17 protein-coding genes and 1 tRNA gene are annotated in these 18,733 nt (G+C 68.3%); 5 read left to right on the top strand and 13 right to left on the bottom strand.

The genetic code is table 11. The features are described 5' to 3' along the window. Window positions 1-156: 156 nt before the first annotated feature. From lnt to miaB, 5 genes are read right to left on the bottom strand one after another with little or no spacing between them, the layout of a single operon-like run. Window positions 157-1,635, bottom strand: coding sequence for an apolipoprotein N-acyltransferase (gene lnt / locus CDA09_RS04170; RefSeq protein WP_121430727.1), 1,479 nt, complete (start codon window positions 1,633-1,635; stop codon window positions 157-159). A gap of 44 nt (window positions 1,636-1,679) precedes the next feature. Then, window positions 1,680-2,513 carry a CorC family transporter gene (locus CDA09_RS04165; RefSeq protein WP_121427463.1) on the bottom strand — a complete coding sequence of 278 codons (834 nt, stop codon included), beginning with the start codon at window positions 2,511-2,513 and terminating at the stop codon, window positions 1,680-1,682. A gap of 12 nt (window positions 2,514-2,525) precedes the next feature. Continuing rightward, window positions 2,526-3,017, bottom strand: a complete 492-nt coding sequence (gene ybeY / locus CDA09_RS04160) for an rRNA maturation RNase YbeY (protein WP_121427462.1) — start codon at window positions 3,015-3,017, stop codon at window positions 2,526-2,528. Then, entirely contained in the window at window positions 3,017-4,000 is a 984-nt protein-coding gene (locus CDA09_RS04155) for a PhoH family protein (protein WP_121427461.1), read from the bottom strand. The genes ybeY and CDA09_RS04155 overlap by 1 nt, the downstream gene beginning before the upstream one ends. Continuing rightward, window positions 4,001-5,338 (bottom strand): tRNA (N6-isopentenyl adenosine(37)-C2)-methylthiotransferase MiaB, encoded by a 1,338-nt coding sequence (gene miaB, locus CDA09_RS04150; protein ID WP_121427460.1) that lies wholly within the window; start codon window positions 5,336-5,338, stop codon window positions 4,001-4,003. A gap of 52 nt (window positions 5,339-5,390) precedes the next feature. Between miaB and CDA09_RS04145 the strand changes: the two genes are divergently transcribed. The 3 genes from CDA09_RS04145 (at window position 5,391) to CDA09_RS04135 (ending at window position 7,312) form a co-directional block, all read left to right on the top strand. Then, window positions 5,391-5,467, top strand: a tRNA-Met gene (locus tag CDA09_RS04145). A gap of 427 nt (window positions 5,468-5,894) precedes the next feature. Then, window positions 5,895-6,161: an SDR family NAD(P)-dependent oxidoreductase gene (locus CDA09_RS23755; RefSeq protein ID WP_353616640.1), complete on the top strand. Its 267-nt coding sequence runs from the start codon at window positions 5,895-5,897 to the stop codon at window positions 6,159-6,161. Further along, window positions 6,158-7,312, top strand: coding sequence for a DUF3734 domain-containing protein (locus tag CDA09_RS04135; protein ID WP_121427459.1), 1,155 nt, complete (start codon window positions 6,158-6,160; stop codon window positions 7,310-7,312). The genes CDA09_RS23755 and CDA09_RS04135 overlap by 4 nt, the downstream gene beginning before the upstream one ends. 25 nt (window positions 7,313-7,337) lie before the next feature. Here the strand turns inward: CDA09_RS04135 and CDA09_RS04130 are convergent, their stop codons facing one another. The 3 genes from CDA09_RS04130 to CDA09_RS23100 form a co-directional block, all read right to left on the bottom strand. Further along, window positions 7,338-9,086: a SulP family inorganic anion transporter gene (locus CDA09_RS04130; protein ID WP_217351280.1), complete on the bottom strand. Its 1,749-nt coding sequence runs from the start codon at window positions 9,084-9,086 to the stop codon at window positions 7,338-7,340. 22 nt (window positions 9,087-9,108) lie between these two features. Next, window positions 9,109-10,137 carry a type I glyceraldehyde-3-phosphate dehydrogenase gene (locus tag CDA09_RS04125; protein WP_121427457.1) on the bottom strand — a complete coding sequence of 343 codons (1,029 nt, stop codon included), beginning with the start codon at window positions 10,135-10,137 and terminating at the stop codon, window positions 9,109-9,111. Between the two features lie 154 nt (window positions 10,138-10,291). Then, window positions 10,292-10,663 carry a hypothetical protein gene (locus CDA09_RS23100; RefSeq protein ID WP_128106530.1) on the bottom strand — a complete coding sequence of 124 codons (372 nt, stop codon included), beginning with the start codon at window positions 10,661-10,663 and terminating at the stop codon, window positions 10,292-10,294. Between the two features lie 477 nt (window positions 10,664-11,140). Here CDA09_RS23100 and CDA09_RS04120 point away from each other — a divergent pair, with 477 nt between their 5' ends. Beyond that, window positions 11,141-11,632, top strand: a complete 492-nt coding sequence (locus tag CDA09_RS04120; protein ID WP_121427456.1) for an acyl-CoA thioesterase — start codon at window positions 11,141-11,143, stop codon at window positions 11,630-11,632. 10 nt (window positions 11,633-11,642) lie between these two features. Here the strand turns inward: CDA09_RS04120 and CDA09_RS04115 are convergent, their stop codons facing one another. Next, the gene (locus CDA09_RS04115; RefSeq protein WP_121427455.1) at window positions 11,643-12,650 is read right to left on the bottom strand and encodes a nucleoid-associated protein; all 1,008 of its coding nucleotides are present in this window, start codon (window positions 12,648-12,650) and stop codon (window positions 11,643-11,645) included. A gap of 203 nt (window positions 12,651-12,853) precedes the next feature. Here CDA09_RS04115 and CDA09_RS04110 point away from each other — a divergent pair, with 203 nt between their 5' ends. Then, window positions 12,854-14,569 carry a PAS domain S-box protein gene (locus CDA09_RS04110; RefSeq protein WP_121427454.1) on the top strand — a complete coding sequence of 572 codons (1,716 nt, stop codon included), beginning with the start codon at window positions 12,854-12,856 and terminating at the stop codon, window positions 14,567-14,569. A 3-nt stretch (window positions 14,570-14,572) separates the two neighbouring features. Here CDA09_RS04110 and CDA09_RS04105 read toward each other — a convergent pair whose 3' ends face one another. The 4 genes from CDA09_RS04105 to ftsY form a co-directional block, all read right to left on the bottom strand. Continuing rightward, complete coding sequence (locus CDA09_RS04105) at window positions 14,573-15,703, bottom strand: radical SAM/SPASM domain-containing protein (protein WP_121427453.1); 1,131 nt, start codon at window positions 15,701-15,703, stop codon at window positions 14,573-14,575. A gap of 287 nt (window positions 15,704-15,990) precedes the next feature. After that, a complete protein-coding gene (gene ftsX / locus CDA09_RS04100) occupies window positions 15,991-16,893 on the bottom strand; it encodes a permease-like cell division protein FtsX (protein WP_121427452.1) in 903 nt (300 codons plus the stop codon). Continuing rightward, a complete protein-coding gene (locus CDA09_RS04095; RefSeq protein WP_121427451.1) occupies window positions 16,890-17,552 on the bottom strand; it encodes a cell division ATP-binding protein FtsE in 663 nt (220 codons plus the stop codon). Before CDA09_RS04095 ends, ftsX begins: the two co-directional genes overlap by 4 nt. Beyond that, window positions 17,549-18,622 (bottom strand): signal recognition particle-docking protein FtsY, encoded by a 1,074-nt coding sequence (ftsY, locus tag CDA09_RS04090; RefSeq protein WP_121427450.1) that lies wholly within the window; start codon window positions 18,620-18,622, stop codon window positions 17,549-17,551. Before ftsY ends, CDA09_RS04095 begins: the two co-directional genes overlap by 4 nt. Between the last annotated feature and the right edge of the window lie 111 nt (window positions 18,623-18,733).

The following is an 18,733-nucleotide window of genomic DNA, read 5'->3' as shown; positions in this document are numbered from 1 at the left end:
CTCGACAGCTATGGGCGACGACGGGGGCGCCGCGCGGCAAACGCAAAGGGTGGATTTTACTGGCATTCGACCGAGGGGCGAAATTTGCCCGCCGGAAATTGGGTGGCGTGCGGCGAAATGCCACGGGGAAACGACCGCATGGCGCAGGGCGGGATTTCATCCGGCCCTGCGGCGCCCCTCCCGGCGAACTGCACCGGCAAGGACGGCGGCCAGCGCCAGCAGCACGGCGGCCACATCGCCCCAGCGTGCATAAGGGGTGAGCCCTTCACGACCCTGCACCGCAACTTTCAGCACCCCCTCCTGGAACTCGGGCAGCACGCCGGCAACGCGGCCGTCGGGTTGGACCAGCGCCGTCATGCCGGTGTTGGTCGAGCGCAGCATCGGCCTGCCCGTTTCCATCGCCCGCACGCGCGCGATCTGCAGGTGCTGCGGCTGGGCGAAGGAGTCGCCGTACCACGCGAGGTTCGACAGGTTCAGCATCAGCGTCGCCTCGGGCAGGCCGTGGATCAGCTCGCGCCCGAAGAGATCCTCGTAGCAGATGTTGACCGCGACGCGCTGCCCGCCGAGGTGCAGCGGCGGCTGGTCGGGCGCGCCGCGCGTCTGGTCCGACATCGGGATGCTGACGAGGTCGTAGAACCAGCCGAAAAGCGGCGGGGAATATTCGCCGAAGGGCACGAGGTGCTGCTTCGCGTAAGCCTGCGACGGAGAAGCGCCCAGGCTCAGCGCGGCGTTGTAGATCGCGCCGCGCGCATCGCGCAGGAAGACGCCGAACACGAGATCGCCACCGCGCGCCGCGACCGGCGCGGCGAGCTCCTCGAGGTAGCCGTCGGGCAGGCGGTCGGCGAGGAGCGGCAGCGTCGTCTCGGGCAGCACGACGAGGTCGGCAGGATGCGCGCGCACGAGGCGCGCGTTGCTCTCCAGCCATTCCGAGAGCAGCTCGGGGCGCCATTTGAGACTCTGTTCGATGTTGGTCTGGATCAGCGCGACGTTCACCGGCTTGCCGGCCGGCGCGGTCCACGCGACGCGCCCAAGGCCGTAGCCAAGGACGGACAGGGCCGCGACCGCCACCAGCGTCGCCGCGGCCGCGCGCCGGCTGCGCCAGGGCGTGAGCGCGAAGAGCGCCGCGATCAGCGCGACCAGCCCGCCGACGCCATATACGCCGAGCACGGAGAAGTAGCCGGCAAGCGGGCTGGGCGGCGTCTGCGAGTAACCGAGCGCGAGCCACGGGAAGCCGGTGAACAGCCAGCCGCGCAGCAGTTCCGCGCCGATCCACAGCCCGGCGAAGCACAACGCACGCAGCCACACGCCGCCGCGGCCGAGGCGCACGAACAGCGCACCGACGGCGGCGGGAAACAGCGCGAGGTAGGCGCAGAAGAGCAGGATCGCGAACGCGGCGAGCGGCATCGGCATGCCGCCGTAGCGGTTCAAGGCGACGTAGAGCCAGGACACGCCGGCGAGGAAGGCACCCAGACCCCACGCGAAGCCGAGCGCGAATCCACTGCGGGCACGCGATTCCCGCGCGGCGAGGAATGCCAGCACCGCAAGGCTCGCCACCGCCAGCGGGAAAGCCTCGAAGGGCGCGAAGGCGAACACCGATGCGCCACCGGCCAGCGTCGCCGCGAGCGGGCCGCGCATCCGCCCGGATGCCCGCACGGCGCCCGAATCCTGCACGAGGACGGTCACGCTGCGGCCGTTCCGATGGCGGGCTGCACGAGCAGGGTGTGCACTCGCCGGCCATCGACGCGCAGCGCCGTCACCCTCAGGTTCCCGAGCATTACGACTTCGCCGCGCCGCGGCAGGCGGCCGAGCTGGCAGATCAGCAGTCCGCCCACGGTGTCGACCTCGGCATCGCTGAAATCCGCGGCGAAGGCGGCATTGAATTCTCCGATCTCGGTGGTCGCGCGGACGCGGTAGCAGCCGTCCGCGTCGAGCTGGATGTTGTCGCTGGGTTCGAGGCGGTCGAACTCGTCCTCGATGTCGCCGACGATCTGCTCGAGCACGTCCTCGATCGTGACGAGGCCGGCCACGCTGCCGTATTCGTCGACGACGATCGCCATGTGGTTGCGGCTGACGCGGAAGTCGCGCAGCAGGACGTTGAGGCGCTTCGACTCCGGCACGAACACCGCCGGACGCAGCAGCGCGTCGATGTCGAAATCGCGCCCTGCGTAGTAGCGCAGCAGGTCCTTCGCGAGGAAGATGCCGACGATGTCGTCCTTGCTGTTGCCGACCGGGAAACGCGAATGGCCGGTGTCGATGACGTGCGCGGCGATGCCGTCGACCGGATCGTCGAGGCGGATGATGTCCATCTGCGCGCGCGGGATCATCACGTCGCCGACCTGCATTTCGGACATTTCCAGCGCGCCCTCGATGATCGCGAGCGCATCGGTATCGAGCAGGTCGCGTTCGCAGGCCGCGTGCAGCAGGGTCAGCAGTTCTTCGCGGTCCTCGGGTTGGCGCGTGAGCAGCGCGGAGAGGCGTTCGAGCAGACTAGGTCGGGGTGAGGCAGGGTCCATATTTCGGGCGGGTCAGGCGGATCGTTCGGCGTAGGGATCAGGATAGCCCAGTTCGGCGAGAATCCGCGTTTCCAGCGCCTCCATTTCCTCGGCTTCGTCGCTGTCCTCGTGGTCGTAGCCCTGCAGGTGCAGCAGGCCATGCACGATCAGATGCGCGAAATGCGCGGCCAGCGGCTTGCCCTGCTCGGCCGATTCGCGCACGACGACCGGGACGCACAGCACGAGATCACCGGTGAGCGGCGCGTCGGTGCCACCGCGCAGGTCCTCGCCCTCGTCATAGACGAAGGTCAGGACGTTGGTGGCGTAGTCCTTGCCGCGAAAGTCGCGGTTGAGCTCGCGCCCCTCCGTCGCGCCGACCAGGCGCACCGTGACTTCGGCGTCGCCCGCCTGCAGCGCGGCCTGCGCCCAGCGTCGGATGTCGGCCGAGGATGGGGCACTCCCGCGATTGGCCTTGCCGATGGCCTTCTGGATCGTGAGCGCGAGTTGCGGCGGGGAGTCGATCATCACCCCTGCTCCTTCTTCGCCGCGAGCGCGGCCTGCGTCGCGGCGCGCGTCGCCTGGTTGTCGTAGGCCTCGACGATGCGCGCGACGAGCGGGTGACGCACGACGTCCTCCTTCTGGAACTCGGTGAAGGCGATGCCGCGCACCGACGCGAGGACTTCGCGCGCTTCCAGCAGTCCGCTGCGATGCCCGCGCGGCAGGTCGATCTGCGTGAGGTCGCCGGTGACGACCGCCTTCGCGCCGATGCCGATGCGCGTGAGGAACATCTTCATCTGCTCGGGCGTCGTGTTCTGCGCCTCGTCGAGGATGATGAAGGCGTGGTTGAGCGTGCGTCCGCGCATGAAGGCGAGCGGCGCGATCTCGATGCTGCCGCGCTCGAAGAGCTTGGCGACGCGGTCGAAGCCCATCAGGTCGTAGAGCGCGTCGTAGAGCGGGCGCAGGTAGGGGTCGACCTTCTGCGCGAGGTCGCCGGGCAGGAAGCCGAGGCGCTCGCCGGCCTCGACCGCCGGGCGCGTCAGGATGATGCGTTCGACGAGCTGGCGCTCGAAGGCGTCCACGGCGCTGGCGACCGCGAGGTAGGTCTTGCCCGTACCGGCCGGGCCGATGCCGAAGGTGATGTCGTGCGCCTGGATGTTCTTCAGGTATTCGACCTGGCGCGGCGTGCGACCGTGCAGCTCGGTCTTGCGCGTCATCAGCGCCGGCGCCGCGTGGTCGGACTTGCGGCGGTTGGCGACCTCGATCAGGCCGAGCTGGATGTCATCGACGGTGAGGTGCTCGTTCGCCTGCTCGTAGAACTCGTGCAGCGCCTTGGCCGCAAGCGCCACCTCGGCCGCCTGCCCCTGCAGCAGGAAGCGCTCGCCGCGGCGCGCGATGGTCACGTCGTAAGCGGTCTCGATCTGGCGCAGGTTCTCGTCGAGCGCGCCGCACAGGTTCGCAAGCCGCTGGTTGTCCAGCGGCTCCAGTACCACTTCCGTGGGTCGCCCCATTCAGGCCTCTCTGGTCACGATTTCGCCGCGCAGGCTGTGCGGCAGCGCGGCGGTGATGGTCAGGTCGACAAACTGCCCGATCAGGCGCGGATTGCCGAGGAAATTCACCACACGGTTGTTCGCGGTGCGCGCCGCCAGCTCGTTCTCGTCCTTGCGCGAACGGCCTTCGACGAGCACGCGCTCGACGCGCCCGACCATCGCCTGGCTGATCGCCTGCGCCTGCGCGTCGATGCGCTTCTGCAGGCGCGCGAGCCAGCGCAGCTTGGTCTCCTGCGGCACCGGGTCGTCGAGGTCCGCGGCCGGCGTCCCGGGGCGCGCGCTGAAGACGAAGCTGAAGGACGCATCGAAACCGACCTCCTCGATCAACTTCATCGTCTTCTCGAAGTCCTCCTCGGTCTCCCCCGGGAAGCCGACGATGAAGTCCGACGACAGCGAGAGATCCGGCCGCGCCGCGCGCAGCTTGCGCACGACCGACTTGAACTCGAGCACCGAATAGCCGCGCTTCATCGCCGCGAGGATACGGTCCGAGCCCGACTGCACGGGCAGGTGCAGGTGGCTCACGAGTTTCGGGATGTTCGCATACACGTCGAACACACGCGGCGTCATCTCGCGCGGATGCGAAGTCGTGTAGCGCATGCGCTCGATGCCGGGAATCTCGGCAACGCATTCGAGCAGGAAGGCGAAGTCGCCCGTCTCGCCGCCGTTTTTCGTGATCGGTCCGCGCCACGCGTTGACATTCTGCCCCAGCAGCGTCACTTCCTTGACGCCCTGATCGGCCAGGCCGGCGACTTCGGTCAGGATGTCGTCGAGCGGCCGCGACACCTCTTCGCCACGCGTGTAGGGCACGACGCAGTAGGTGCAATACTTGGAACAGCCTTCCATGATCGAGACGAAGGCGCTCGCCCCCTCGACGCGCGCTGGCGGCAGGTTGTCGAACTTCTCGATTTCCGGAAAGGAAATGTCGACCTGCGAGCGACCGCTGTAGCGCCGCTCGGCGATCAGTTGCGGCAGGCGGTGCAGGGTCTGCGGCCCGAAGACGACGTCGACATAGGGCGCGCGCGCGACGATCGCCGCCCCTTCCTGGCTCGCGACGCAGCCGCCCACGCCGATGATGAGGTTCGGATTCGCCTGCTTCAGGTGCTTCACCCGCCCGAGGTCGTGGAACACCCGCTCCTGCGCCTTCTCGCGCACCGAACAGGTGTTGAAGAGGATCACGTCGGCCTCTTCGGGGTTGTCGGTCTTGACCAGTTCCTCGGTCGCGCCGAGCACATCCGCCATCTTGTCGGAGTCGTACTCGTTCATCTGGCACCCGAAGGTGCGGATATACAGTTTCTTCATTGAAGCATGTTGACGCGCGGTTTCGCAAACCGCTATATTAGCAGGCTCGAGCGGTGATGTAGCTCAGACGGTTAGAGCGATGGATTCATAACCCATAGGTCGGCAGTTCGATTCTGCCCATCACCACCACAGGATCATGAGACCCGCTGACTCGTCAGCGGGTTTCGCTTTTTCAGCCTTCCGAAACGGTTTGGTGTCCAAACGCCGTTCGGGGCAATCCGCCGCGAGGGCTGCGTGGCCTACCGAGTACCGCGCACCTTCACCGCCACCGACACCCTGGCCGGTTTCGACTCGACAAACTCGCCGACCAGCGGGATACGACATCGTCGATCTTCAGTCCCGACGCCCTCGGCGGGCAGACAGGGCAGATGCTGAATGGGATCGGGGGCACGTCTTCCTGATGATTCGAGACGAATCACGGTCATCGCCACTTCAACAACCAGAAGAGCAGCGTGATGCGGCAAGGCGTCCGCCCCGCGAATCTTGATTTCCCCGATCGGGTCACCCAGACTTTTTCCGTATGGAACGATGCGCAGCGTGCGAAGGAGTGCGGAGCATGGCTCGGGAAATGGGCGGGAAGGTGGCCGTGGTCACTGGGGCGGGAAGCGGCATCGGCAGGGCGATCGCGGAGAAGCTGGCGCAGGCCGGCGCGATGGTCGCGGTCGCGGACATCAATCTTGCGGGCGCCGAACAGGTACGGGCGGTCGGGGTGGCGATGGGTGTCGCTAAGCATGGCGTGCGCTCGTACGTGGTGTGCCCGAGCTTCGGCTGGGTCATGCACTGGCCGGGTCACGCTTCCGCGCCCGCGAAACCACACGCATGAGACGCCCCAGGCCGCCTTTCCGGACGATCGCCCTGGTCCTCCAGGGCGGCGGCGCGTTGGGCGCCTACCAGGCGGGGGTGTATCAGGGGCTTAACGATGGCGGGATCGAGCCGGACTGGCTGGCCGGGATCTCGATCGGCGCGATCAACACGGCGTTGATCGCCGGCAGTCCGCCCGCGCAGCGGGTCGCCAACCTGCGCACCTTCTGGGAGACGGTGTGCCGCCCGGCCTTCACCCAGCCGCTTGCCGCGGTCATGCAGTCCTGGGTCGGCCATCTCGGCGATGACGCGCGGCGGGCGTTCAATGCCGCCACGGCGTGGCGCGGCGTGGTCGAAGGGCAGGCGGGCTTCTTCAAGCCGCGGCTGCCGCCACCCTGGCTGTCCGTGAGCCTGCCGCCGGCGGAAGCGAGCTACTACGACATCTCGCCGCTGCGCGCGACGCTGGCGCAGCTCGTGGACCTCGAGCGCATCAACGCCGGCAGCCCGCGCGTGTCGGTCGGCGCCGTCAATGTCCGTACCGGCAACTTCGAGTATTTCGACAACACCATCGGCCCGTGGAAGGGGCGCTTGCGGCTCGAGCATTTCATGGCGTCGGGCGCCCTGCCCCCGGGTTTCCCTCCGGTCGAGATCGACGGCGAGTATTACTGGGACGGCGGACTGGTGTCGAACACGCCGCTGGGGCGCGTGCTGGCCGACGAGCCGCGCCATGACACGCTGGCTTTCCAGGTCGACCTGTGGAGCGCGCTCGGGATGGTGCCGACGAATATCTGGGACGTGCAGGAGCGCCAGAAGGACATCCAGTATTCGAGCCGCACGCGCGCGATCACGGATTTGATGGCGCGCGAGCAGGAGCTGCGCAACATCGTGCGCGAGCTGCTGAAGTACGTCCCGCAGGACACCCGGCTGTCCGACCACTGGTGCACCCGCGCAGACCAGTGGGCCTGCGGGCGGCAGGTGAGCGTGATCCACCTGATCTACCAGGAGAAGGAATGGGACGGGCTCGCGAAGGACTACGAGTTCGGCCCGCAGACGATGCGCGACCACTGGGCGAGCGGCCTCGACGACATCCGTGCGAGTCTCGCCCACAAGGAGTGGCTGGAACTGCCGCCGCACCACCAGCGTTTCGTCACCTACGACCTCCACCGCCAGTGAGGCCGGCCCGGGAGCGCGCTCGTCTTCAAGCCTTTTCGGGCGGCGGCGCCGGCATCGCGGCGCATTCGAGGAAGATACGCTTCGTGCAGCGCGCACACACGTCGGGGTCGAGCCTCGGCACCACGGCGGCGAGCGCGTCCGACTTGCTGTCGAAGATGTGCTCGCGGTCGAGTCGCTCGTAGAGACCGCTGCGCCGCCAGGCATTCACGACCCGCGCGCGCGGGCGATGGAACTGCAGCGATCCGCCCGCTTCCTGCCGCAGGCGGAATTCCTGCGACCACAGCCGCGCGCCGGCGAGATCGACGAAATTCATGCTCTTGGCCATCACCAGCAGATGCTTCTGGCCGGGGAAGCGCTCGCGGTAGTGCGTCAGCATGTCGCCGACGTACTGCGCGGCACCGAAATACACGTCGCCTTCCATGCGCACGAGCTTGAGCTGCGGGCACTCGCCGACGGGATCGGCAATGTCCTCGACGGGCATGAAGTGGCGCGCGGGTCCGTGCGGCACGAGCACGCGCATGACCGGGCGCGAGGTCTGATGCAGGTAGAACACCAGCGACAGGCCGACGCCGATCAGCACCGCGAACTCGATCGGGATGAGCAGCGTGGCCATCCAGGTGGCACCGAGGCACACCGCTTCTTGGCGGCTGAAGCGCACGGTCTCGCGGATCTTCGGGATGTTGATCAGCGTCCAGGCGACGTACAGCAGCAGCGCGGCGATCGCCGCCATCGGGATCCCGGCGAGCAGATCGGCGCTCGCGCCCACCAGCACCAGCAGCAGGACGCTCGAAAACACCGCGGCGAGCGGCGTCCGCGCGCCGGCCTCGTAGTTCGGCATCGAGCGGTTGAGCGAACCGCAGGAAAGATAGGAGGAGAAGAAGCTGCCGGCAATATTGGAGAGCCCCTGCCCGAGAAATTCGCGATTGACGTCGATGGGCTGGCCCGAGCGCTCCGCGACCGCCTTCGCGATCGACACCGACTGCCCGAGCGCGACGATCGTGAGCGACAGCGCGATGCCCGAGAGCTGCGCGAGCGTCGCCGGCGAGAAATCGGGCAGGCTGAACGGCGGCAACACCGAGGCGATCGCCTCCAGGTGGACGTAGGTTTCACCGGTGCGCAGTTGCCACACCTCCGCCAGCACGTAGCCCGCGGCGAGCCCCGCCAGCATCGCCGGCCAGCGCGGCCGCAGGCGCGCGACGACGGCGGTGGTCGTGACGGTGGTCAGCGCAACGGCGAGTTCACGCCAATGAGCACCCCACGGCGTCCCGCCATCGCGCAGGACCAGATGCCACAGGTCGAGCGCCGCGTGATAGGCGATCAGGCAGGCGGCGCCCGACATGAAACCGATCAGCACCGACGGGGCGATGAAGTTCGCGAGCGAGCCGAGGCGGAAGCGCGCGATGAGGAACTGGAACACGCCGACCATGAGGGTCGTCGTCAGGACGAGGCGGATGTATTCCGGGCTCCCCGGCAGGGCGAACGGCGACAACATCGCGAAGAGCGCGAGCGAGTTCGCGTTCGTCGGGCCGGAGACGACATGGCGGCTCGAACCGAACAGCGCCGCGACGATGCACGGCACGATCGCGGAGTAGATGCCGTACTCCGCGGGCATGCCGGCAAGGCGCGCGAACGCGACCCCCTGCGGCAGCACCAGCAGCGCACCGAGAAGCCCCGCGAGGAGGTCGGCACGCAGCGCCGGGAAGGAGAGGCTGCGCCACCAGGCGCCGTCCGCTGCGGGCGAATCCGGGGGCTCGGTCTGCGCCGGGGACGACACTCGGCGCTCCGTGCGATGGCGCTCAGCGCCCCAACCGCTTCGCCCAGAACGCCGCCACATCCAGCATGCGACGCGAGAAGGCCCATTCGTTGTCGAACCACAACAGCAGGTTCACGAGGCGTTCGCCGCTCGCGCGCGTCTGGCTGCCGTCGATGATCGCCGAGAAGCCGTTGTGGTTGAAATCCACCGACGCATGCGGCCCGTCCGAGTACGCGAGCACGCCGTGGCGGTCTTCCTCGGCGACGCGCCGCAGCAGGCGGTTGATCGTTTCGACCGTGGCATTGCGCCGGAGCGTCACCGTCAGGTCGATCGCCGAGACGTTGGGCACCGGCACGCGGATCGCCTTGGCCGCGATCCGCCCTTCGAGCGCCGGCAGCAGGCGGACGATGCCTTTCGCCAGCCCCGTCTGCACCGGGATCATCGACTGCATCGCCGAGCGCGTCATGCGCAGGTCGGTCGCGTGATAGCCGTCGATCACGGGCTGGTCGTTCATCACCGAATGCAGCGTCGTCGTCAGCGCGTGCTCGATGCCGAAGGCCTGCTCGAGGAGCGCGAGAATGGGCACGACGGCGTTGGTCGTGCACGAGGCGGCCGACACGATGCGTTCGCTGCCGTCGAGCGCCTCGTGGTTCATGCCGAACACGACGGTGCGATCGACGTCCGCGGCACTGTGGCCGGGGTGCGACAGCAGCAGGCGCGGACAGCCCGCGGCGAGGAAGGCTTCGAGCTCGTGGCGGAAACGGTAGCGCCCCGAGGCCTCGACGAGCAGGTCCGCCTCGAAGGCCCGCCAATCCACGCCGTCCGGGGTCGCCGCGTGGGTCACCGCAATGTTCCGGTCATCGACATGCAGACAGCCGTCGCGGATGCCGACCGTGCCCGGAAAACAGCCGTGGGTCGAGTCGAAGCGCGTGAGGTAGGCCATGCTCTCGAGGTCTGCCGGCTCGTTGATGGCGACGATCGAAAGCGACTGGCGCAGCGGCGATTCGTGCAGGGCGCGGAGGAAACAGCGGCCGATGCGGCCGTAACCGTTGATGGCGATGCGGAAAGTCATGCGGGAAAGGGACCATGCGTCGGGACGTTCAGACCGAAGCATAGCCGGAGAAGGGGTATCGCGTCGCGCTCGAGCCCCTTCTCCGCCCGGCAGAGCCGGATCCCCCACCGCGCGCCCGCTCCGAGGCGAACGCATCCGGCGAGGGACGTAAACCTCAGGCCTGCTTCACTGACATCAGGCAAACGTTCGTGCCCTTGTCATCGCACGGCGACGGATCGTCAGCACCATTGCCGGCGACGGTCGAATGGCAAGTGTTGCTGCCGTGGTCGTCGCAGCCGGGCACGGGGTCATCCGGTCCGCTTCCGACGACAGTCGAATGGCACGTGTTGGTGCCGTGGTCGTCACAACCCGGTATCGGCAGGGGGGTGTCAGCCCCTTTCGCGGCCAGTATCGTCGCCGGCGCAGCAATAGGATTTGCCTGGCTACCTTGTGGCGAGGTCGTGGCGGACGTGGTCGCGGCATGGCTGGCAGACGTCGCGACGAGGACAATGACTGCTGCGGCGAGCTTGCAGGAAAGGGTTTTCATTTTGTTTCTCCTGTTGGGGTTGAGGCTGCGGCACGGGCCGAAGGCTCCTTGCGACTTCGCGTCACCAGACCCAGCCCGACGGAGCTCCCAGAGCATTCCGCGTGCCAGCGCCAGACTTTCGATGGAATGAGACGCCAAGGGCTTGTTTCTATTGGCAGCTCGTCGCTCGACCGTCACATCGGGCGCACGGGACAGTCGCGCACGTCATCACGGTGACGCCATCCCCCCCCACCCGCGGGGAATATGCCCCCGGGGAGCCCCCACGGTTGGGCCATGCGGAATGGTCCGATGAGATGAAGACGACGATGAAGAAAAAGCAGTGGTGATGGAAGTTCTGGAGATCGGGGCCGCGCTCGCCCGACTCGCTGCGGACCTTGCTCCGCGCTGCGCCAGCAATCAGAATTCCCACACCCGAAACCCGGCCGCAGCCCCTGTCGACAGGGCACTTTTCACCACACCCCTGCAACGAGAGCCCCGATGGATCTTCCCGCACACCAACTCACGATGACGGTGCTGATGACGCCGGACATGGCGAACTTCTCCGGCAAGGTGCACGGCGGCGCCGTGCTCAGGCTGCTCGATCAGGTCGCGTACGCCTGCGCGAGCCGCTACGCCGCACGCTATGTCGTCACGCTGTCGGTGGATCAGGTGATGTTCCGCCAGCCGATCATGGTCGGCGAGCTGGTGACCTTTCTCGCCAGCGTGAATTACACCGGCAAATCGTCGATGGAAGTCGGCATCAAGGTGCTGGCGGAAAACATCCGCACCCAGGAAGTCCGCCACGCGAACAGCTGCTTCTTCACGATGGTCGCCGTCGACGACGACGGCAAACCGGTCGCCGTACCGACGCTGCGCCCCTTCAGCCCGAAGGAGAAACGCCGCTTCGCCGCCGCCGAGGCGCGCAAGGCGCTACGGCTCGAGCTCGAGCGCCGCTTCGCGGAGACACACGGCGCGGACGACGCGGGCTGAACGCTGCGACTTACTCGTCCTGCAGCATGCGCTTGAGGTAGTCCGGCAGGCCCGACAGCACCAGCGTGTCGCTCGCGCGGTCGTAGTGCACGGCGCCCGAATGCAGGCTCGCGCGATCGAATTCGAGCTTCCACTGCTCGCCGGCGGCACGGAAGCGGACCAGCGGGCGGATCGCACGGCGGTCCGGGACGAAGCCGCCGGCGAGCGGCGCCTCACCCGCCGCGAGGGCCGCATCGAGGCGTTCGGGCTGCTCGGGCCAGACCTTGCGCGCGATCTCGTCGAGCGCGAGCGGCGCGCCCGCCTCGCCCAGTTCGTCGAGGTAGCCGTGCGCGCGTTCGAGCATCGCGTCGCGCGCGGGCGGCTCCAGGCGCTGCGTCTCGGCAAAATCCGACAGCCGCTGCACGAGCTTCTTCGTTTCCTTCAGCGCGATCACGACGTCGCTGCAGCCGAGGAAGCGCTTGAACCACGGCGCGACGTCGCCGCGCCCCTTGAGGAAACTGACGTAGCGTTCGTCGCCGCGCTGCCAGCCGCTGAGGTCGATGCGCCCGGCCGCGGGCAGCGTCGCGAAGTCGAGATGCAGGCAGTCGACGATGTCGAGCGCGCCGGTGACCGCGCTGCCGACCGCCTCGCCGACCACCGCGATCCACAGGCAATCGGTCGCGCCCTCGGCGATGCGCGCGATCACGACATAACCCGAGACCTCGGCGCCCTCCTCGTCCGCGCACCGGCGCAGCGCATCCATCATCCGGTGCGACAGCGCGGCGAAGTCTAGGCCCTTGTCGACAACGTGCTCGCGCACGAGGCGCGGCAGCGGAAACTCCGCCTCGCCCTCCTCGAAGCGCCCGTAACCCTTGCTGCTGCGGTCGGCGTAGTGGCTGCACAGGCGCTCGACCATGCGCACGGCGGCGTCATCGACACGACAGGCGGCCTCGCGCAGTTCGGCGCTCGCCGGGCTGTCGCCCGAGCGGTGGAGCTTGTGGACGGCGAGGTGGGTGACGGTGTGCTGGACCTGGCTCATGGCGGCGACTCGGAATGACCGGGGCGCGATTCTCGCACGGCGCCGCCCCCCGCACCACGACACTCGTCATCGGCGCCCGCGGCCCGGGAACCGATAGGCACCGCATCCGATCAACAACAGGTAGACCCCGGACACAAAACGGCGAAGCGGGTGTGCAGGCGCGCAGCGCCCGCAGTCCCGTTCCGGCCGCAGAGGGGCTCCCGATGGAAGGATCCGGCACATCACACGCAGCGGGAATTGCCCGCCTCGAGGAAGAACTCGCCCGCAGCCGGGCGATGGAGGCGCGCGCTTGCCAGCTCATCGAGGCGGCCCCCGATGCGATCGTCGTCGTCGACCATGACGGACGCATCATCCTCGTGAACGCGCAGACGGAGCGGCTGTTCGGCTATGCGCGCGAGGAGCTCATCGGCCAGTCGATCGAGTTGCTGGTCCCGCAGCAGTTCCGGAACGGCCATATCGGCAAGCGCGACCGATACATCGGCACGCCCTCCCTGCGGCCGATGGGTTCCGCCCTGGATCTCGCCGGCCAAAGGAAGGACGGCTCGCAGGTACCGGTCGAGATCAGCCTGAGCCCTCTGGGCACGGGGGACAGCGTGCTGGTCTCGGCCGCGATCCGCGACATCACTGACCGCCGGGCGTCACAGGACGCCCTGCGCAAGGCCCACGACGAGCTGGAACTGCGCGTGCAGGAACGCACCGCGGAGCTCGAAGCGGCCAATCGCGCCCTCAAGTCGGAAATGGGAGACCGCGCCGCCGCCGAGCGGGCCTTGCACCAGGCGCAGAAGATGGAAGCGGTCGGCCAGCTCACCGGCGGCATCGCCCACGACTTCAACAACCTGCTGACGGTCGTGATGGGCAACCTGCAGTTGCTCGCGCGCCGCCTGCGGGACGACGCCGCGGCGGCCGAGCTCGTCAAGGGCGCGCTGGACGCCGCCTGGCGGGGCGCCGAGCTCAATCGCCGGCTCCTCGCCTTCTCGCGCAAGCAGCGCCTCGCCCCGGTCCCGCTGAATCTCAACGACCTGATCGCCGGCATGGTCAGCCTGCTGCAGCGCAGCCTCGGCGCACACATCAACATCAAGGTCCATGCCGCCACCGATCTGCCGCCGGCCCTCGCGGACGTGCCCCAGCTCGAAGCGGCGCTGCTCAACCTCGCGGTCAACGCGCGCGACGCGATGCCTGCAGGCGGCACCCTGACCATCGAGACCGACGCCGTGAGCCTGGACGAGCACTATGCCGCGCTGGAGGGCGACGTGAAGCCCGGCCCCTACGTCATGCTCGCCGTGTCGGACACCGGTTGCGGCATGACGTCAGACGTGGTCCAGCGCGCCTTCGACCCCTTCTTCACGACCAAGGAAACCGGCAAGGGCAGCGGCCTCGGCCTGGCGATGGTGCATGGCTTCGTCAACCAGTCGGGCGGCCACGTGAAGATCTACAGCGAACCGGGGACCGGCACCACGATCAAGCTCTTCCTGCCGGTCATCGCCCGCCCCGCGGGCGCACGCCCTGGCGACGCCCCGCACTCGCCACGCCCGGAGGCGACGGGCAGCGAAACCATCCTCGTCGTCGAGGACGAGGACAACGTGCGCGAACTCGTGTGCCGCGTGCTCGACGCGCTGGGCTACCGCATCCTGCAGGCCGCCGAAGGCAGGACGGCGCTCGCGCTCCTCGCCCAGGACCCCGGCATCGACCTGCTATTCACCGACGTCGTCCTGCCCGGCGGCATGAACGGCCCCGAGATCGCCCGCCGCGCGCGGCAGCTGCGGCCGGACCTGAAGCTGCTGTACACCTCGGGCTACACCGGCAACGCGCTGCAGGAACACGAGGCGATCCCCGGCGAGTTCCGCATGATCAGCAAGCCCTACGCGATCGAGGACCTCGCGCAGATCGTGCGCGAAGTGCTGGACCGACCGCCGGTTTAGGCCTCAGGGCATCACCTCGACGTACTCGTAGATCTCACAGTCCGAAATCTCGCGCCGCACCGGCAGCGACGCCTTCGCATACCACGCATGCGGGTCGCGCCGGTCGATCTCCGCGCCCATGAACTTCACCAGCTCGCAGATCGGCTCGACCACCCGCTCGCGGTAGGGCGCATCGTCCAGCACGTAACCGACGTAGAGGTTCTTCATGCAGTTGCGGCGACAGAAGGACAAGGCCTCACAGCCCTCGCAGGGCATTTCCGGCGCGGGCTGCAGCAGGCTGGGCTTGAGCCAGTTGGCGTTCAGATCGCCGCTCTGCAGTTCGGGCAGATGGGTGAGATCCGGGCACGGGAAGATGCGCCCGTCGGGCAGGATGTTGAGGATGTGCGTGGACGAGCGGCACTGCGTGTGTCCGCTGCACGCCTCGCGGGCACGCGAGGGCAGCACCTTGTTGCGCACCGTGCCCATCAGCGGGATGAACGGATACAGGCCGTCGACGGCGAAGAACTTGTCGATCAGCTGCACCAGCGCGTCCTTCTTGCGGCGCATGTGCTCGGGGCGATAGAAACCGTGCGCCTGCGCGAACTGCCAATACACGTAGTCGAAGGTCGGCAGCAGGCTGTCGAGTTCCTCGAAGCTGATGTCCTCGTGCCCCCAGGTCACGCGCGCGGTGAGCTTGCCGCCGAGCTTCGGGCGGATCTTTTCGATGTTCGACGTGACCTTGCGATACACCCCGCGGCCGCGGTAGTGATCGGTCGTATGCTCCGCGCCATCCACCGACACCAGCACGTTCGACAGCTTCGCCAGCACCGCGTCGGGCAGGCGGTGCAGCAGCGTGCCGTTGGTCTGCAACTGGAAGCGCCAGGTCGGGTGGCGCTCCATCAGCCCGACGATGAAGGGGATGTTCAACGTCGGCTCGCCGCCGTAGAAGGTGACATAGATCTCCTTGTCGGCGAGATGCGTCGCGACGAAGGCATCCAGCGTATCGAGCGAATACTCGGCCTTGCCCTGCGAACCGACGACGTCGCCGACCGCGATCGAGCAGTACGAGCACTTCAGGTTGCAGGTCAGCGTCGTGAAGATGTTCAGTTCGACGCGATTGCCGACGATGGGCGAACGCAGTTCCGGCGCATTCATGGGCGAGTCCGATGAAAGATTTACCCCCAACATTGGGGGCGGAAATTATAGCGGGCCGCAGCCCCGCGGTGCATTCGGATGGCGTGAAGCGTGCCGGGGCCTGCCTCCCGGCGGGCTGTCCGCGAGCGCCGTACCGCGACGGGATGCGGGGGATGAAGGCGACGCATGTCTGAGCCCGCGCAACGCGGGCGAGTTTGCGTCGCCGCCCCCGCAGCCCGTTGCGGCACGGGAAGCCGAAGGCCGCGAGCGCCTGCCCGCCGGGAGGCAGGCCCCGGCACGCCAGCGGTTCAGCGCAAACGTTCAGCCAGGTGCCGGCGCACCGAGATCGCGCTGCCGAGCCAGCCGAGGAAAGCCGCGAAGCCGAGGATCGCCGCGCTCTCGGGCAAGCCCGGGCCGCTCAGCGCGAACACCGCGCCGTAGGTTTCCGCAAGGCTCGCGACCGGACGGCCCAGCGCCTGCACGGTCGCCCACACGGTCGCGAGCGCCACGCAACCGCCGAGCAGCCCCTGCAGGCTGCCGAACCAGTAGAACGGACGGCGGATGAAGGGATCGGTCGCGCCCAGCAGCCGGCTCACGTCGATCTCGTGGCGCTGCGTGAGGATCTGCAGGCGGATCGTGTTGAAGGTGACGATCACGAGTGCGAAGCCCAGCAGGCCCGCGAGCAGCAGCACCGCCGAACGGCCCAGCCCCAGCAGCGCATGCAGGCGCTTCACCCACGCGGAGTCGAGCTGTACGTGCGCGACGCCCGGCCAGGCGGCGAAACGCGCGTGCAGGTTGTCGTACAGCGCGGGATCCTCGCCGCGCGGCGTGACGATGAAGGCATCCGGCAGCGGATTGGCCGCGAGGCCGCCGAGCACATCGCCCAGCCCGCTCTTTTCGAGCTGGTGCAAGGCCTCGTCCTTGGTGACGTGGCGGTAGCCCGCGAGCTGCACATCCCCCCGCAAGCGCCTTTCGGCCGCGGCGATGTCCTCCGCGGACGCATCCTGCGTCATGAACACGCTGATCTCCGGCGTCCCCGACACGCCGCGCGCGAGCGAGGCGACATTGTCGATGAGCAGGTAGCCCGCGGCCGGCAGCGACAGCGCGATACCCACGACCAGCGCCGACAGCAGCGTGCCGAGCGGCTGCGAGGCGAGGCGCCGCAGCGCCTGCATGAACGCGCGGCCATGCAGGTAGAACCAGTTCATCATGCGCCCGCCCCCTGCAGCAGCCCCTTGCTGAGCACCAGGCGGCGCGGGTTGTGCTGCGCGAACAGGCGCTCGTCGTGCGTCGACACCAGCACGGTGACTCCCGCGGCGTTGAATGACTTGAAGAGGTTCGCGATCTCGTTCGCGTAGGCGGTGTCGAGGTGCGCGGTCGGCTCGTCGGCGATCAGGATGGTCGGGCGATTCACGATCGCGCGTGCGATCGCGACGCGCTGCTGCTCGCCGCCCGACAGGCCCGCCGGCATCTCGCGCTCGCGCCCCGCCAGCCCGACGCGCTCGAGCGCCGCCGCGACGCGCTTCACCGCGTCGCGCGCCGGATGTCCGGTGATCACCAGCGGCAGCATCACGTTGTCGTACACGCTGCGGTCGTACAGCAGCCGGTGCTCCTGCAGCACGAGGCCGAGGTTGCGCCGCAGGTAGGGAATCGCACGCGGGCGCAGCGCCGAGACGTCCTGCCCGTTGATGCTCACGCTGCCCGAGGTCGGCCGCTCGATCGCGGCGATCAGCTTCAGCAGCGTGCTCTTGCCCGCCCCCGAGTGGCCCGACAGCACCGCCAGCTCGCCGTGGCGGATCTCGAAACTGACGCCCGCCAGCGCGGTGTAGCCGCCGGGGTAACGCTTGACGACTTCGTTGAAGGCGATCATGCCGCGCCGCCGGCTCCTGCGACGGGTTCGAACAGCGCCTCGACGAACTCGCGCGCGTTGAAGGGCTGCAGGTCGTCGATGCCCTCGCCGACGCCGATGAAGCGCAGCGGGCGCGGATACTGGCGCGCGATCGCCGCGACGACGCCGCCCTTCGCGGTGCCGTCGAGCTTCGTGACGACCAGCCCCGTGACACCGATCGACGCATCGAACGCCTTCACCTGCGCGAGCGCGTTCTGGCCGATGTTCGCGTCCAGCACCAGCAGCACCTCGTGCGGCCCGGACGGCTCGGCCTTCGCAATCACGCGGCGCACCTTGGCGATCTCTTCCATCAGGTGGAGCTGCGTCGGCAGGCGCCCCGCGGTATCCGCGAGCACGACGTCGATGCGCCGCGCCTTGGCCGCATTGATCGCATCGAAGATCACCGCCGCCGAGTCGCCGCCGTCCTGCGCGATCACCGTGACGTTGTTGCGCTCGCCCCAGGTCATGAGCTGCTCGCGCGCCGCCGCGCGGAAGGTGTCGCCGGCCGCGAGCAGCACGCTCCTGCCCTGCGACTGGAAATACTTCGCGAGCTTGCCGATCGAGGTCGTCTTGCCGGAGCCGTTCACGCCCGCGATCATGATGATGTAGGGCGAATGCCCGGACACGTCGAGCGGCTGCTCGAGCGGCTGCAGCACCGCCAGCAGCTCTTCCGCGAGTGCGCTCTGCAGCTGGTCGGCGGTCTCGAGCTTGTCGCGCTTCCAGCGCTTGCGCAGCGCGTCCAGCAGGTGCTGCGTCGCTTCCACGCCGCAATCGGCCATCAGCAGCGTCGCCTCCAGCTCCTCGAGCAGGTCCTCGTCGATCTTGCGCCGACCGAACAGGCTCGCCAGCCCGCCGCCGATCTGCTGTCGCGTGCGCGACAGGCCCGCCTTCAGGCGCTCGGTCCAGGACCGCTTCACCACCGGCTCGGCGGCCGGTGCAGGGGTCGGCGCGGGGGTTGCTACGGGCACGTCCGGCGTCGCGGACGGCACGACCTCGGCCTGCGGCTGCACCGCCGGCTCGGGCTTGGGGGATTTCTTCAGGAAACCAAACATGCTCACTCGGGTCTCTGGTGAGGTTCTAACTTCGGCGGACGCCGAACTGCCAATAACGCTAAGATGCGGCTTCGCGTCGATTCGGACGCCCCATCCACGGGCGACGTGAGC

Source organism: Azoarcus sp. DN11 (assembly GCF_003628555.1).
Lineage (GTDB): Bacteria > Pseudomonadota > Gammaproteobacteria > Burkholderiales > Rhodocyclaceae > Aromatoleum.
Note: the sequence above shows the minus strand (reverse complement) of the source record. Positions and strands in the feature narration are given on the sequence as shown.